The 16,703-nt window shown below is 45.6% G+C and carries 10 protein-coding genes; 2 read left to right on the top strand and 8 right to left on the bottom strand.

Annotated features, from left to right (window positions below):
• Window positions 1-35: 35 nt before the first annotated feature.
• From xylB to BO18_RS08390, 6 genes are all read right to left on the bottom strand, one after another.
• Window positions 36-1,574 carry a xylulokinase gene (gene xylB / locus BO18_RS08415; RefSeq protein ID WP_034445343.1) on the bottom strand — a complete coding sequence of 513 codons (1,539 nt, stop codon included), beginning with the start codon at window positions 1,572-1,574 and terminating at the stop codon, window positions 36-38.
• Window positions 1,575-1,739: 165 nt separating this feature from the next.
• A complete protein-coding gene (locus tag BO18_RS08410; RefSeq protein WP_034445342.1) occupies window positions 1,740-3,854 on the bottom strand; it encodes a glycoside hydrolase family 3 C-terminal domain-containing protein in 2,115 nt (704 codons plus the stop codon).
• Window positions 3,855-4,050: 196 nt separating this feature from the next.
• The gene (locus BO18_RS08405; protein ID WP_034445340.1) at window positions 4,051-5,772 is read right to left on the bottom strand and encodes a sugar ABC transporter substrate-binding protein; all 1,722 of its coding nucleotides are present in this window, start codon (window positions 5,770-5,772) and stop codon (window positions 4,051-4,053) included.
• A 74-nt stretch (window positions 5,773-5,846) separates the two neighbouring features.
• A complete protein-coding gene (locus BO18_RS08400) occupies window positions 5,847-6,719 on the bottom strand; it encodes a carbohydrate ABC transporter permease (RefSeq protein WP_034445338.1) in 873 nt (290 codons plus the stop codon).
• A gap of 15 nt (window positions 6,720-6,734) precedes the next feature.
• Window positions 6,735-7,676 (bottom strand): ABC transporter permease, encoded by a 942-nt coding sequence (locus BO18_RS08395; protein ID WP_034445336.1) that lies wholly within the window; start codon window positions 7,674-7,676, stop codon window positions 6,735-6,737.
• Between the two features lies 1 nt (window position 7,677).
• Window positions 7,678-10,530, bottom strand: coding sequence for a glycosyl hydrolase 115 family protein (locus BO18_RS08390; RefSeq protein WP_207643566.1), 2,853 nt, complete (start codon window positions 10,528-10,530; stop codon window positions 7,678-7,680).
• Window positions 10,531-10,702: 172 nt separating this feature from the next.
• Between BO18_RS08390 and BO18_RS08385 the strand changes: the two genes are divergently transcribed.
• Entirely contained in the window at window positions 10,703-11,563 is an 861-nt protein-coding gene (locus tag BO18_RS08385) for an AraC family transcriptional regulator (protein ID WP_034445331.1), read from the top strand.
• Here the strand turns inward: BO18_RS08385 and BO18_RS08380 are convergent.
• Entirely contained in the window at window positions 11,560-13,560 is a 2,001-nt protein-coding gene (locus BO18_RS08380; RefSeq protein ID WP_034445329.1) for an alpha-glucuronidase, read from the bottom strand. The genes BO18_RS08385 and BO18_RS08380 overlap by 4 nt on opposite strands.
• Before the next feature lie 89 nt (window positions 13,561-13,649).
• Here BO18_RS08380 and BO18_RS32555 point away from each other — a divergent pair, with 89 nt between their 5' ends.
• Window positions 13,650-14,552 (top strand): AraC family transcriptional regulator, encoded by a 903-nt coding sequence (locus tag BO18_RS32555; RefSeq protein ID WP_051688584.1) that lies wholly within the window; start codon window positions 13,650-13,652, stop codon window positions 14,550-14,552.
• 201 nt (window positions 14,553-14,753) lie between these two features.
• Here BO18_RS32555 and BO18_RS08370 read toward each other — a convergent pair whose 3' ends face one another.
• Entirely contained in the window at window positions 14,754-16,655 is a 1,902-nt protein-coding gene (locus BO18_RS08370; protein ID WP_051688583.1) for a sialate O-acetylesterase, read from the bottom strand.
• Window positions 16,656-16,703 lie beyond the last annotated feature (48 nt).

Genomic DNA, 16,703 nt, shown 5'->3' with positions numbered 1-16,703 from the left:
TATATACAGGGGCCACGCCCCTAATGTACCGATAATTAAAGCTTAGCCAGATCCTGGAAGTCTCCCTTAAGGTCTGCATAGAGCTTTTTGTAAAGCGCATGATACTCAGCGTACTTCTTGGCATCCTCAGCAACTGGAGAAGTCTCCTTAGCCTTTGTGATAAGCTTGTCGCATGCTTCCTGAACGCTTGAATATACTCCGCTTCCAACACCAGCAAGGATAGCCACGCCAAGAGCCGGTCCCTGTTCCTGGTTGATAGTTGCAACCTTGCACTCATAGAGGTCTGAGAGCATCTGTCTCCAGATCTTGCTCTTTCCGCCGCCTCCGCAAGCCATCATCTCCTGAACCTTGATGCCCATCTCGTTCAGAATATCGTTGCAATCGCAAAGTGAATATGAAACACCCTCCATTACTGCGCGGAGCAGGTGCTTTCTTGTATGGATTCCTGAAAGTCCGAAGAATACACCTCTTGCCTTGTCATCAAGATGAGGTGTTCTCTCACCGTTAAGGTATGGAAGGTAGATAAGTCTGTCGCTTCCTACAGGAACTGTCTCAATGTCTGCATTGATAAGATCGTATGGATCTACACCCTTCTCTTCAGCTTCAGTGATGTAGCTCTGGCAGAAGTTGTCTCTGAACCACTTCAGTGAGAATCCTGCAGCCTGTGTAACACCCATGATGTGCCATGCGCCTGGAACTGCGCAGCAGCAGGTATGTACACGGCCCTTAGGGTCGATAGATACTTTATCAGTATGGGCAAATACAACGCCTGAAGTTCCGATTGTTGTGAAAGCTGTTCCTTCTCTTACTACGCCTGTTCCAACTGCAGCAGCAGCATTGTCACCAGCACCGCCAACAACAACTGTGTCTGTAGTAAGACCAAGCATCTTAGCAACATCTGGTAAAAGAGTTCCTGTCACTTCGCAGGATTCATACATCTTTCCAAGAAGGCTTCTGTCGATGTTGAGCTTATCAAGAACTTCCTGTGACCAGTCTCTCTTTGCCACATCCATCAGCTGCATTCCTGATGCATCTGAAACCTCTGTTGCAAACTCGCCTGTAAGGACATATCTGATATAATCCTTAGGCAAAAGAATGTGTCTGCATCTCTTGTAGTTCTCTGGTTCCTTATTTCTTACCCAAAGGATCTTAGCTGCTGTCCAGCCTGTGAGAGGTGGATTAGCTGTAATCTCGATCCACTTTTCTCTGGGCATGATCTTAAGCATTTCCTCAACTTCGTCGCCGGTTCTCTGATCGCACCAGATGATTGAAGGTCTGATAACCTCGCCTGCCTCATCCAGCATTACAAGGCCGTGCATCTGTCCGGAAATACCAATACCCTTAATATCAGCTGCATTAGCAACCTTTCCACTGTCCAAAGCCTCTTTTACAACAGCTGCAACAGTCTCAAGGGAAGCCTTTCTCCAATCTGAAGGCTCCTGCTCAGCCCAGCCGTTCTGAGGTGTGTACATTGGATACTCATAAGCTCTCTCAGCGATAACATTTCCATTCTCGTCGAAAAGAACTGTCTTTGTAGCGGAAGTACCAACATCAATTCCGATTAAAAAATTCATACCGTCCTCCTGTCATTCAAATACGATTGGATGATAAGCGAATTGCCTTATTACACAATCCCTTATCATCCTATATCAGTACAACTTAAAATACAACGTGACAAATTTATAGAAAATATATCGCGATTTTTATACAAAAATACTTGCGGTTGTACCTATCATTTTTCAAAGCGATACATCTTCTGAAAGTGCCTTTACACCGGTCAATTCTTCAGTTCTCTTATCAGGCTGTCCAAATCCCGCAAACACTGTAAATTTCTGGGAAAATAGCTTTCTCTCACCCTCTTCATCTACTGAAGTGAAAGCTCTCTTTGGAAGTTCTATAACAACCTTCTTCTCCTGACCAGCATCAAGGTGTACTCTCTCAAATCCTGCAAGACATGGATTAGGGATTGCCAACTCATATCCTGTATCCTGAACATAGACCTGAAGTACGTCATCTGTAGCAACCTTACCTTCATTCTTAACAGTTACAGTCACTGTTGCTCCATCGAAGGAATCGCCAGCTCCTTTAAGATCTACTGACATCTCTTTTGCCCTGCAGTCACCGTAGGTGAGACCATATCCAAATGGATAAAGAGGTGTTCCCTGGAAGTATCTGTAGGTCCTGTTCTTCATTGAGTAATCCTTGAAGTCAGGAAGATCGTCTGTGTCCTTGTAGAAGGTTACAGGAAGCTTTCCTGAAGGAGAAATCTCACCAAAGAGGATTCCTGCCACATCCCTTCCACCAAGAGCCCCGGGATACCATGCCTGGATAACGGCATTTGCCTTGTCCTGGGCCTCTGAAAGATCAAGGGCGCTACCGGACATGTTGATAACGATTGTTGGCTTTCCTGAATTAAGCGCTGTATTGAGCATCTGTCTCTGGGAAAGAGGAAGATCAAGGCTCAGCTTATCGCCTGATGCGAACTGGTTACTCTCATCGCCCTCTTCGCCTTCAAGTCTCTCGTCGAGACCAACTACTACGATCAAAAGATCTGAGTAGTCAGCAACTGTCTCAACTTCAGCCTTTCTATCCTGCATATCCTTGTCAGAAAGATTCTGCACATTTTCCTTCCAGAGGTGGCAGCCTTCTGAATAAAGGATCCTTGTATCCTCAGAAACCAGCTCTCTGATACCCTCAAGAACTGTCACATACTGGGAAGCAGTTCCGTAGTAGTTACCCATAAGTGCATATCTTGAATCTGCATTAGGTCCAACTACACCTATGGTCTTAATATTCTTTGCAAGAGGAAGGACTCCGTCATTCTTCAAAAGAACTACTGACTCCGCTGCTGCCTTTCTTGCAACCTTAAGGTGATCAGCACACTCAACTACTGTATATGGAATGTCATCGTACTCTGTCTTTGTGAACAGGCCAAGAAGGAATCTGGTAGTGAAAAGTCTCTCGCAGCTTCTTGTAATAAGATCCTCTGAGATCATTCCTTTTTCATAGGCACTCATAACCTTCTGGTAAGTGCAGCCACAGTTAACATCGCAGCCAACCTCAAGAGCAAGCTTAACTGACTCTTCCTCGGAATTTGTTACCTTGTGGTTCTCGTGGAAGTCTCTGATTGCCCAGCAGTCAGAAACATAGTGGCCTTCAAAGCCCCACTTTCCTCTCAAAACTCCATTCATGAGAGGCTCATTTGCACAGCAAGGCTCTCCGTTTGTTCTGTTGTAGGCTCCCATAACAGCCTCAACCTTTGCATCCTTAACACATGCTTCAAATGCAGGAAGATATGTCTCTTCAAGATCCTTCTTGCTGGCCTTTGCATCAAAGAAATGTCTCTCTCCCTCAGGACCAGAGTGAACAGCAAAGTGCTTTGCACAGGCTGCTGCCTTCATGTACTCTCCATCTCCCTGAAGTCCCTTTATAAAAGGAATGGCAAGTGAGCCTGTAAGGAATGGATCCTCACCATAAGTCTCATGTCCACGGCCCCATCTTGGATCTCTGAATATATTAACGTTAGGTGACCAGAATGTAAGTCCCTTATAGATATCTCTATCTCCGCGCTTTGACTGCTCGTTGTACTTGGCTCTGCCTTCTTCAGCAATAACATCGCCAACTTCCTTCATAAGGTCTCTGTCAAAGGCTGCTGCCATACCGATTGCCTGTGGAAACATGGTAGCTGTACCAGCTCTTGCAACTCCGTGAAGAGCCTCGTTCCACCAGTTGTAGGCTGGAACACCGAGCCTGTCTATAGCCGGTGAATCATAGCGCAGTTGTGATGCCTTCTCTTCTACTGTCATTTTGGAAACAAGCTCTTTTGCTAATTTCCTGGCTTCTTCTCTGTTCATAGCACTCCCTCAATATCATCAAAATATTAGTGGTTAATCTTACATTCTAATTTTATATTTCAGGGTCCATTAATTCTCACCACATCTTGCCATATTATTCTTATTTAAAAAATCTCCCAAAGTCCGCACGAAAAAGGAGTTGCACAGAATCTGTGCAACCCCTTTAATGTCAATTTGTTATTCTATCAGGCTAATATTATGGAAGCATATCAGCGTCGCCGAAGTACTCTGTCCACTTAGCAGCACGCTCGTCCATGATAGCCTGTCCGCCTGATGAGAGGTAATCAGCCATAGCGCTGTCCCATACAGAATCGAAATCTGCTACAGATGCAACAACTGACTTGTCATAGATCTGGTCTCTCTTTGATGAAAGAGTATCACCAACACCAGCCTCAGCTGTGATCTCACCAACGTTTACGTTAAGAGGCTGAAGACCATCTGTAAGTGCGATCTTGTTAGCTGCAGCAACAAGCTCAGGATCCTGATCAGCGTAACCATAGTTGATTGAAAGCTCAGCAAGCTTCTGATCACCAAAGTTTGTTCCGTTACATGTGATTGTGTAGTCGATGTTCTTACCAGAGTTCTGGATTGCATCGCCTTCTGCAGCGATGATCTGGATAGCACCGCTATCAAGAACTTCGTGTGTAACACCCTCATCACCCATCTGGAGATATGCGATTGTCTCAGGCTTTGAGATGAAGTCGCAGTAAAGGAGTGATGCAAGAGGCTCATCGTTTGTTACAGGGAAGAAGATCTTTCTATCTCCAGCTGAAGAGTAAAGCCACTTAGCGTACTTTCCGTCTGAGTTCTGGAAGCAGTCAACTGCAACGAACTTAGCATCTTCGCCAACGTTTCTTCTAAGGTTAGAGTTGATTGAATCTTCACCGTTTCTGAATACATAATCCCAGTTGTGCTGGAATGCACCAACGTAACCAGCCTTGATCATATCGTCCTTTGTTGTATCGCCTGATCCGTAAAGAGCGAAATCCTTCCACATAAGGCCGTCGTTGTACCACTTGTTAAGAAGTCTAACAGCTTCCTTTGTCTGAGGCTCTGTAACCATTCTGTCATCAAATCCGTTGATGTAGTACTCTTTGTCTGTGATCTTAGGATCCATGAAAGATGTGATGATGTTGTTGCACTCCCAACCTATATCATAGCCACTAGCGAAAGGAACCATCTGTGCAGCATCCTTGCCAAGAAGTGTGTCAGCGTTGTCTCTGAATGCAACGAGCATATCCTCGAACTCCTGAGTTGTTGTAGGAGCCTTGAGGTTCAGCTTGTCAAGCCAGTCCTGACGAACAAATGTAACGATTCTCTGCTGCTCTGCTCTCCTACCTTCGATTGCCCAAAGAGCGCCTGTCTTAGGATCCTTATCCCAGAGCATGTTTGTCTCGCCAAGCCAGTTCCAAAGGTTTGGTGTATCTGCCTTGTACTGCTCAACAAGGTCCTGAAGGTCGATAACACCGCCCATGTTAGCGTATGTAAGAACTGTAGGATAGCTGTATGTTACGCAGATATCAGGAGCTTCCTGTGATGCAAGGAGGTTGTTGATATCCTCTGTCTCTGTCCATCTTCCAACTTTCTTAAATGTTACTTCTACGTTGTGCTCCTCGAGCATTCCCTTCTTGATGTACTCTGTGTACATGTTGTTTTCAGGGTCTGATCCGCCATCATTTCCTCTGTCGTAAACCTCAACAGTGATCTGGCGTGTCTCAGCAAACTTACCGTCTACGAGCTCTGATGATCCCTGAGCTTCTGCAGCAGGTGCATCTGCCTGTGTCTCAGTTGCTGCTGGTGCAGTCTCTGTAGCTGCAGGAGCAGTTTCTGTTGTTGTTCCACCGTTTGATGATCCGCAGGCAACGATTGAAAGTGCCATAGCAGAAGCGAGGAACATTGATAATACTTTCTTCTTCATACTATACCTCCATTTTTTTGTGAAAAGAAACTATGTGAACCCTTAAAGGGTTGCAACCAAATATATTTATGGTGTCATTCCTTAACCGCTCCAAGAGTTACTCCACTAATGAAGTACTTCTGAAGGAAAGGATAGATGCAAAGGATCGGTATCGTAGAGAACATTACGATAGCAGCCTTAAGTGACTCTGCAAGTCCAGGCGAGGAGAAACCTTCCTGGGTAGCAACTTCAACTGAGTTGATGTTATTGATGATGTTATACAGAAGGAGCTGTAATGGATAAAACTTTTCTTCCTTCATGTACATCAAAGCATCTGAGTAACCATTCCATCTTCCTACAGCGTAGAAAAGTGCAAGTGTTGCCATAACAGGCTTTGAAAGAGGAACATAGATCTTATAAAGGATCTGGAAGAAAGATGCTCCATCGATCTCAGCTGATTCCCTAAGGCTCTCAGGTATTCCGTAGAAGAAACTTCTCATGATGATCATGTTGTAAACACTCATCACGCCGGGAATGATAAGAACCAGAGGATTACTTAAAAGTCCAAGCTTCTGCATAAGCAGGTAGTTAGGAATAGTTCCTGCGTTGAAGAACATTGTTATGGTAATAAAGATATTGATTATCTTTCTGCCCTTGAGCTTCTCGAATATAAGAGGGAAAGCACAAAGGGTTGTCATGGTAAGTGACAGTACTGTGCAAATTACAGTAAGGGCAACCGTCCATACAAACGCCCTGGTGTATTTTGGATCTTTCAAAACTGTTCCGTATGCATCAAAGTTGAAGCCCTTTGGAATGATATATACCTCATTCCTGATCAGAAATTCTGTTGAGCTCAGAGACTTCGCCAGAAGGTTGAGCATTGGGATTATACATATCGCACTGACTATGAGGCACAGGAACACGAACACGTAATCCCATATTCTGTCTGCAGTAGATTTTACTTTCATGTCTCTTCTCCTCCTTTACCATATTCCTCTCTCACCAAGTTTACGTGAGAGCCAGTTAGCCAAAAGCAGGAAGATAACGCCTACGACAGACTGGAAAAGTCCAACGGCAGTTGTGAGGGAGAACTGAAGTCCCTTAATACCTACTCTGTAAACATATGTTGCAATAACGTCAGCCACGCGCATTACCAGGTTGTTCTGGAAAGCGAAAGGTCTGTCGAATCCGCCGCCAAGGATATTACCAAGGCTCATGATAAGAAGAACTACGATTGTTGGCTTGATTCCCGGAAGGGTAATGTGCCAGATCTTTCTGAATCTTCCTGCACCATCTACTGATGCTGCCTCGTAAAGCTCAGGGTTGATACCTGCAATTGCTGCCAGGTAGATGATTGAGCCCCATCCAAAGTTCTGCCAGATACCAAATCCGATGTAACTTCTGATCCAGTGAGCTTCGTCGTTGAGGAAAGGAATTGCTTCTCCTCCGAGTCTCTGGATGACCATGTTTATAAGTCCTGCATTAGGTGCAAGAAGCTGCAGTGCCAAGCTGTAGATGATGACCCATGAAAGGAAGTGGGGCATGTAAGCTATTGTCTGAACAACCTTCTTATACCTTACAAAGCACAGCTCATTTAGTATAAGTGCAAATAAAACAGGTGCAGGGAATCCAAATATCAGATCAAGAATATTCAGTACCAGGGTGTTTTTAAGGGCATACTTGAAATCGTTGTTGCCAAACGCCTTGATAAAAAACTCAAATCCGTGGTTCTGAGCCCAGGGCATTTCCCATACACTCTGAACAATACTGTATTTCTTGAAGGCGATCTGTACATACACCATCGGGAAATACTTAAAAATTAACAGATACAGAAGAGGCAGAAGCAGCATTGCATATAGCTGCCAGTACTTCTTCATGTACACGCTGAATTTGACTTTTGATTTAGTCACAGCCGGTTTACTCATTTTACTCCTCCTCGTAACATACATAGCTCTCCCTCGGTCCAAGATAAGACTTTGGAAGCTCTATTCCTTTCCTTACAAGCAATATCCTCTCCAGTACAATTCCGGGGCTCATGCCATAGAACCTTAGGTTATTTTCCCCTTTGACACACTTTACTGTGTCTGTAACCTTCTTGACATTTGCTTTCGCCTCCTCCTGCCATTGCTCGCTGAAGAAGAACTGTATCTCAGGTCTCTTGACCGTATTGATTATCTTTGTCTTTCCACCGTTCATGGAATATCCCATAAACTGCCCGCCGGTAAAGGTTACCGGTGTTGTGGGTGCCAGTTCGAAGATGACCTCATATTCTGCATCTTCCGAAGCAAAGAACCTGTATTCAACCCAAGGACGTCTCTTTTCCTCAAGGAAGTCCTTTGTTGAAGGAAATACCTTTATGGCACTTCCACTTCTTCCATAAGGAGAAAGGACTTTGAATGCGCTGTTTCCTGCATCCTCGCTATCCATAAAGTGTTCTGCTTCCATGCAGATATATCCATCACTCTCTATGAAAAGACCTTTTGGCGCCTCTGCCGGAGCTGCCTCCACCGTTACATGCACACACCCGATCCCAGGGTTCTCAATCTCAAAAGTACCTGTGACTTTTTCATCCAAAAGAGCTTTGTTCACCGAAAGGGTGATCCGCTCCCTCTTTGAAACCTTCCCCTCTGTCTTGGAGAAATTCAGCCAGCAACAATCCGAAAGGATTCTGTAGCTAAAGGGCTTGTCGCTTCCGCTTATCAGATCAAACTCTATGCTGTCCACATCGGGACGGAGCATGTCTCTCCAGGTCTGAGGCCTGTCACACCACTCAAGTCCTGTCATGTAGTGCTCATCATCTTTTCTGGAAACAAGCATCCTTGGGGAGTTGGCCCCATATACCAGATACCTTAAGGGATATCTGTTGTCCTCTTCGTTCCAGTTCACAAAGCCCACATGCTCGGATTTTCCAAAGCCTTTGTAGAAGCCGTTGTCCACCTTCTCGTATTCATCAATCAGGTTCGCATCCTCTTTAACACAGATGTCTATCTCATCGGCAATATCATTGGCTTCTATACGGTTCTGTCTTGCATATAGCTCATTTCGTCCAGCCAGGATCCACATCTTCATCAGATTGGCAGTTCCGCATGCCGGATAATACAAAAGAGATATGAATGCCGAAAGGTCTTCGTCTTCTATTCTCTTTTTCAGAGCCCCGGCTTCCTTCAGGATCTCATCACTGATGGACAGGATCTTCTGAGCTTCTCCAAAATGCAGTGGATGGTAAACGTCAGCATTCATGATCTCGTGGCGTCTCTTTTCAAGAAGAGAGGTGTAATCCCACAGGATCTTCTTAGCTTTATTTCTTCCGGAGAGAGGAAGCATTCCTCCGAACTGCCTCTCTGCCCACTCATTCATATACTCCTGGGTGATGGCTGCATCTGTGCCTCCCCATTTATCTATGTCGTAAGCCAGGTCTAAGAAATAAGAAAGCCCCAGCTCCTGAGTGCCTATATCTCCAACATTTGTGACCCATATCTGCCTCACACCGAAATCGTAGGCCTGAGTCATCTGTTCCCAAACTCTTGGAAGGTACGTGGCTCCTATCCATTTGAAGGAATAGGGTCCGCCATGCATATCCATGTGATAGTACATTCCAAATCCGCCGGGATGATCAGCTATTTCCTTACTTGGAAGAGTCCTGGTATAACCAACGTTGTTGTCTGAAAGCATCAGCGTAACGCCGTCCAGCTCAGGGTCTCCCATAAGTCCCTTGACTTTCTCGTTCCCGTAGAAGTACTCTTCCACCTCTGAGAAAAGAACTATCTGCCTCGGTACCTTCGTAAGATCCTCATTCACAATCTCTCTGATGAGACCGTTCTGAGTCTTTAGTACATCCCTTATAAGATCTATGTTATCCTTCAGAGTCGCATCCTCTGAAAGGATCTTGGAATCTCTCTCCCCTCGCATTCCCAGGGTTATCACATTTTCAAATGCCTGATTCCTAAGTAATCCGTCTCTCCAGAAACGGGTAATTCCTTCACGATTCCTGATGAAGTCCCATGCATCTCCGTAAAGTGAATTCTCACCTCGAAGGAGGCTGTATTCCTCACCGCTTCTCATGCACGGCTCATGGTGGGAAGTGCTCATTACCACACCATATTCATCTGCCAGCCTCGCGCTCTCCAGTCCCGGTCCATCCATGCTGAAGTTGGAACGCCACATTGCCGGCCATAAGTAATTGCCCTTAAGTCTAAGGAGCAGTTCAAAAACTCTTTCATAGCACTTGGCATTTACTCCGCCAAAATGCTCTGTGGCCCAGTTTCCAAAAGCAGGCCATTCATCATTTATAAAAAATCCTCTATATCTTACTGAAGGTTCCTTGGTAACTTTATTTACGGAATCTGTCAGGAAGACATTTTTCTTTTTCTTGGGTATTACGTGATTCCAGTTGACCAGGGGTGATACCCCGAGAAGCTCCGACAGATGGAACAGACCATAGATGGTTCCTCTCTTGTCACTTCCCGCAATAACCAGGGCGTGATCTACACCATCCATTGGGTTATCCAAAACTGTAAAGCTGTAGACTTCCCACTTCCCTCTTACATCCTCTAAATCTATAAGCCCCTTCTCTTCAAGTTCCTTCAGGTAATCACTCTTATCAACAGTTCCATATATTATCAGGTTCCTGCATTTACAGCCCCTGGTATATTCTCCTGCATGAAAGCCTGTCACCAGGTATATATCCTGCCTGACTAAGGCTGCTACCTTATTGACCCCGGGAAATGATTTAGACTCGTAAGTGAACATTAACCTGTTATCAAAACTTATCTTTGACACAATTACCCCCAGCAGGTCTGAATTTCACTCTTGCTTGTTGATGTTTCCCCATTTCAATGCTATAAATAAATCATAAGACATGGGATTTTAATAGAAATACACAAAAAACAATATAATTTTTGCATTTTCCGATATAAACTGCACAAGTTCTTTTCCCATGCAAAGGAGCGGTATGAAAAAGTGTCTGAACTTCCCATATACCATGATCGCCAACGAGGTTATCTGCGAGCACAAAAAGGCCCGAGTAGATCCCACTGATATAAGCACAGTTCACAATCATGATGGTTATGAAGTAGTTCTTTTCCTAAAAGGGGATGTAAATATGATGGTGGAACCCGAGCTTTTCAAGATGAAGCCCGGGGACATTTTCTTTATCAGTCCTTTGGTGTTCCACGGAGTAGATCTTGAGGATGTTAGCGGGTATGAGAGGATTGTCATCAATATCCAGTACGAGTACTTAAGGAACCTCGGGGACTCGGAAACCGACTTCAGCACTCTTTTCAGAAGCAGCGAATCAGCCGACATGAATCACCTTAGGATTCCTGAGGAATCTCTTCCACGCTTTATCTCCGTGGCAAAAGACCTTGAGGAAGCTCTTCACAGTGACTGCTATGGCCACAGGATTTTGGCCAAGTCTTACCTTGCAGAGTTCCTTCTTTTGACCTGCAAGTATTCTGAGAATGTTCCGCCCCAGAAAAAGAGCAGCACCATGCCTGTTGCAGTGGCTAAAATACTGGAATATATCAACAATCATCTCTCCGATGAGATCACTATTAATACCATGTCCGCGGAGCTCCACTACAGTAGCGACCACTTAAGCCGCGCCTTCAGCGAAGCCACCGGAGACTCACTTAAACATTATATTAATGCAAAAAAAATTGCTCTTGCACAAAAATTATTGCTGGAAAATAACTCCCCCTACGATGTGTGCTTCATGGTGGGGTACAATAACTATTCCAGCTTTTCCAGGCGCTTTTCCAATCAGATTGGTATGTCACCAAAACAGTATCAGCTGTCGAACCGAGCAGATTAATATATTGTTCTGCCCTTTTCGTCAGCTATGCCACTCTTCCTGTAGAAGTAGGAGTTTACCTGATCTCTCCACTCTCTTGCATTGTAGAGCTGCCTCTCAAATCTTTCCTTTACTCTGTCAAAGGAAACGGCAGGAATCACATCCTTTAGGCTCTCCCAGTCTGCAGCAAGTCCGCGAGCTTCTTCCTCGCCTTCAAAATGGCTGTCATAGATATGCTGGATCAAAGTCTTTCCCGTCTTAAGCTTCCAGGTATATGGAATGTGATGGAAGAAAAGAAGCAGTTCTTCCGGGCACTTTTCAGGGTCGTTGTACATCACAGCATTTTCTTCATAGTACTGCTGAGCATAACCCGTTCCCTTATCAGTCCTGTCAACACCTATTCCCAGGTGATCCGCTCTGTGGTAGGTTCCCCATCTTGAATACTCATATCCGTCAATGCTTGGACCATAGTGATCCCCAGGGGTTACCATCCATCCAATTCCAAGTGGACTTGTATATTTCTCGTATATCTCCCTTGATCTTAAGAGCATAGAGCAAAGAACACCTGCTTCCTTTTCAGGGAGCTTATAGGTCAATGCGATCCACTCTTTTGCTATTTCTTCAGCTGAAAGATCAGTGTCAAAAGAGAGCCTTCCGAATCCGTAGAGATTTGCTGCTGCCAGATCATTTCCTGTCCAGTTGGCGTCATTTCCGGTATTGATAACTGCCGCCATTCCAGCAAGACTATTGCCCATGGTGCGACCACTTACAACGTCAGCCACAGTATCTTTTCCCTCACAGCAATGGGTGTGGAAATCAAGGACCTCCTTGAACAGAGGGATAAGGTAGCAAAGATCGATCTGGTGACCTGTGTACTCCTGTGCAATCTGCACCTCCAGCATCTGATTGGTGTGCTGAAGGCCTCCAAGGAGAGGTGAAACGGGTTCACGGATCTGGAAATCCATAGGTCCGTTCTTTATCTGAAGGATGACATTGTCATGGTATGCTCCGTCAAGATGCTTGAAATAATCGTAGCCGGCCCTTGCTCTGTCAGTCTTTGTATCACGCCAGTCCTGAGTGCAGTTGTAGACAAAGCATCTCCAGATGATGATTCCACCGTAGGGCTTTATCACATCTGCCAGCATGTTAGCTCCATCTGCCTGAGTCCTGCCATAGGTAAATGGTCCCGGTCTTCCCTCTGAGTCCGCCTTTACAAGGAAACCTCCAAGAAGAGGGAGCCTTTCGTAGATCTCCTTCATTTTATCTTTCCACCAGGAGATAACTTTTTTATCCAGAGGATCACAGGTGTCCAGATCCCCGATCTCAATAGGTGAAGCGAAGTTTAATGACAGGTAAAGGCTGATGCCATAGTCATTAAATATCTCGGAAAACCTTGCCACCTGGTCATAGTATCTGTCAGTTATAAGGTATGAAGCTGCTGCCTTTACATTTACATTGTTAATAACAACACCATTTATTCCTATGCTTGCCATGAAGCGGGCGTAGTCTCTGGTCCTGTCATTTATGATGATCTCATCTTTTTCAAAGAAGAAGGACTCTCCGGAGTATCCACGCTCTATGCTGCCATCCATGTTATCCCAGTGGTTCATCATTCTTAATGGGTTGGATGGGGATGAAGCTTCACTTACTTCGAAAGCTCTTTTGCCACAGGCTATCTGACGAAGGATGGCGAAGACGCCGTAAAGTACGCCTCTCTCGTCACTGGCTTCCACAAGGATTCCCTCATCGCTTCCCTTGATATGGTAACCTTCTTTTGATACGCTGTCGTTATTTGAGATTGTAAGAGTCAGAAGTTTTTTGCCCTGCTCCTCATCTTTTCCGGCTTCAAGGACTGCCTCCCCCGTAAGAGCTTCAATTCCTCTTCTGAACTCATAGAGAGCATTAGCAACAACCACCTGGCTGTCTGTAAAGCCATTAAGGACTATCTTCCAGATTCCTTCACCATCATAGGCCTTTTTGTAATCCAGCCAGAGCTGTGTCCATTTCTTTGTTTCCATTCGGTCCTCCGATTATGTTGGTCTTACATTTCTTTTCCATTGATGCTAGAATATCTACGTATTAACCTGCAGATAAAGGAGAATGATCCATGATCTCAGATATTAACTCCCAGTCAAGGGAAGATATCTATTACGACACCTTAAAGGGCGTCCTCTTATATCACAACACCCTGAACGAATATCCACTCCACTGGCATAACGAGGTGGAGCTTATTCTGCCTTTATCAGGATCATTTCAGGTTAAATTTCACAATGACTCTTCTGCCGTAGTGAACTGTGCTCCAGGCGACATCATGCTGATTGCTCCCGGAACCCTTCACGAGTACCTGGCTGTTGCACCAGGCGGCGAGAAGCTGATACTTTTATTCGATATAACTAATTATTCCCAGGTTTCTCTCCTGGTGCCTCTCCTGAAAACTCTCCCACCTTACGTTCATGTAAAGCAGAGTGAGTATCCTGTTGAGACTGCCCGTCTCCAGAACTACTTCTGGGAGATTGAGCGACTCTACGGAGAGAGTGATGAATTCCTTCAGATTTCTGTATATTCTCTGGTGACTCTGATCCTTGCCCAGATAGGAAGCATGCACCTTGTGGATGCCGTAGTTCCTGCCGGCACTTCAGATTCCCAGTCTAAAAACATCGAAAAACTTGTGGCTGTCACCAACTATATTGATTCCCACAGAAGCGAGGATCTTTCAGTGGAGCAGCTCGCTGAGCTTGCAGGTTTCTCCAAGTACCACTTTGAGAGGCTCTTTAAGTCAAGCATGGGTATCTCCTGCTACCAGTACATCACAAAGCGACGTGTCATGATGGCTCAGGAGCTTCTTGGTGATACAGATCTGTCCGTGATGGACATTGCGCTGCAGTCCGGGTTCTTCAGTCTGTCAACCTTCAACCGAGTCTTCAAGGATATGAACGGTTGCTCCCCCACTGAGTTCCGCAAACTCTACCTTCAGGGTGCGGACAGAGCTGGAAGGACGTATACAAAATGATTTAGTCCGAAAGCCCTTGGTTGTGGTCGGGAGAAATTGACTCGGTCACCTTGGGCAAGCTTGCGCACAAACCTCGCTGGCAACGGTACTAATCGCCTACAGGACAGGCGATAAGTGCCAGCCGCGAGCTATGACCCTTCGGTTGCCTGGGTAGCAATTTTTCCCGCCCCCAGGTCTGGCTCATTCTAATATCTGCTTTTCTTAATTCTTCACTTCGATTTCAAATGGTCCCATGGGAAGGTTTGCCTTGTTGTAGATCATTGCGCCGTTATAGGTGTAGTCCACAAGGTACTTTACCTTTCGAATCTTGTCTGCTTTGAGAGTGGTTTTAAGGATCACCATTCTGTCGGCTAGCTCAACGTCAACTGATAGTTCTTTTCCCTTATCATCTATAATTACGAAATCGCGGATCTCTGAGCCCTTGCCAATATCGCGGCTAACGAGGCCGTCGGCGTGGTCTAAGGCGATCTCTACGACGCTGCCTTTGATCCAGCCGGAGTTGGCGGCTTTGGCATAGACCGGTATGGGACTGCTGTACTCGCCGGGATAGCCGTATCTTAAGTGGGCTGCCCAGAGAGCGAGACGCTTTCCGACACGTCGCTTGCCGGTAGGGTGAAGATCGTTGTCTTCACCAAGATCCATGTTGACAGTCATTCCCACCATTGGATCATCAAGCAGTTTTGACTGTGTAAGCCTGAAGGTTGGCCAGGGGTCATCCACAGGCTTAACATCTATTACAAAGTTAGGGAGCTGGGCAAGGATATATGGGAGGTTTTCCTCGCCCCAAAGGTCCCTGTAACCTTTTATCATGCGCTTTGACAGATCTTCATAGTCCCAAGGCTCATGAGTGTTGGACTCACCCTGATACCAGATAACTCCGTCAATTGGGAAGTTGTGGCAGGGTGCGGTCATGGCATTGAAAAGACCGGTTGGATGCCAGTTGATAAAATCCGTAGGTGATATCTCGGGGCATCTTGCAGCCACCTTGTAATACCACTTGCCATCGAGCCTTACCTGGGCATCCTCATTAAATATCTTGTATTCCTTGTCAGGAGTGATCCTTCCAAGGCCATATTCCACACAAAGCCTTATAGCAATGTGATTGTCCTTTTCTTTAGTAAGTCCCTCGGGTATGTCGTACTTTCTTGGAGGATACTGGTATTCAATTCCTCCTACTTTCACACCGTTTACAAAGACCTCGTCTCTGTCTACCAATGTTCCAAGGAACAGTCTTGCGCTCTTTCCTGCAAGTTCCTTTGGAAGGTCAAAGCTTCTCCTGAACCAGACGGATCCGCACATTCCGGAAAGCTCAGTGTCAGTAAACATCACCGGAATATCCATTTCCTTCCAGCTGCGCTCGTCAAGCTCTTCCTGCATCCATTTCTCTGAAAGTCCCCTGTCAAGCTTATCAAGCTTCTCGCGCCACAAGGTTCCGTTTATCACGTTCTTGTCTGCCTGGCTCTTTCTGAAATCATCATCAGCATACTTGTCCGCCTCAGCCAGCAGCTCGTCATATCCTTCCAGCATCTGCCTTGACATCCAGGAGGAAATCCTTGAGCCACCTAAAGATGCATTTATAAAGCCCACAGTCTGGCCAGTGATCTTCTGAAGATAAGCAGCAAAAAAGTATCCTGTAGCTGAGAAATTCATGATAGTATCTCTGCTTACGTGGCTCCAGCTACCGCTCCTTAATTCCCCCAAAGGGCCGTGGAAATCCGTATCCTCAAGGATCTTAAAGGTCCTTATGCCGGTGTTCTCCTCGATGCTGGCAAGGGCAGGGTATCTGTCCTTAACTCTGGCAATGGGAAGCTCTATGTTTGACTGACCAGTGACAAGCCAGACTATGCCTATCATGACATCCTTTACGGAGATCTCCTCGTCCCTCTCATTGGAGACAATTAGCTCATAGGGACCTCCGCTTTCCTTTGCGGAAAGATAGATGTCAAATCTTCCGCTCTCATCCGCTTCTCCTCTGCCAATGAGATTATCCAGCCTGACCTCAACCTTGGTCCCGGGCTCATCCCATCCCCAGATATGTATTCTCTTTCTTCTCTGAATGACCATTCCGTCGGAAATGATCTTTGGAAGTGTCAACTTGTTCATTAAATGTAACCCCATTTTCCCCCGAAAATTTTCCTATGATTGATTATA

The organism is Butyrivibrio sp. AE2032 (genome assembly GCF_000702965.1).
The sequence above is the reverse complement of the archived record's forward strand: the minus strand, read 5'-3'. Positions and strand labels throughout refer to the sequence as shown.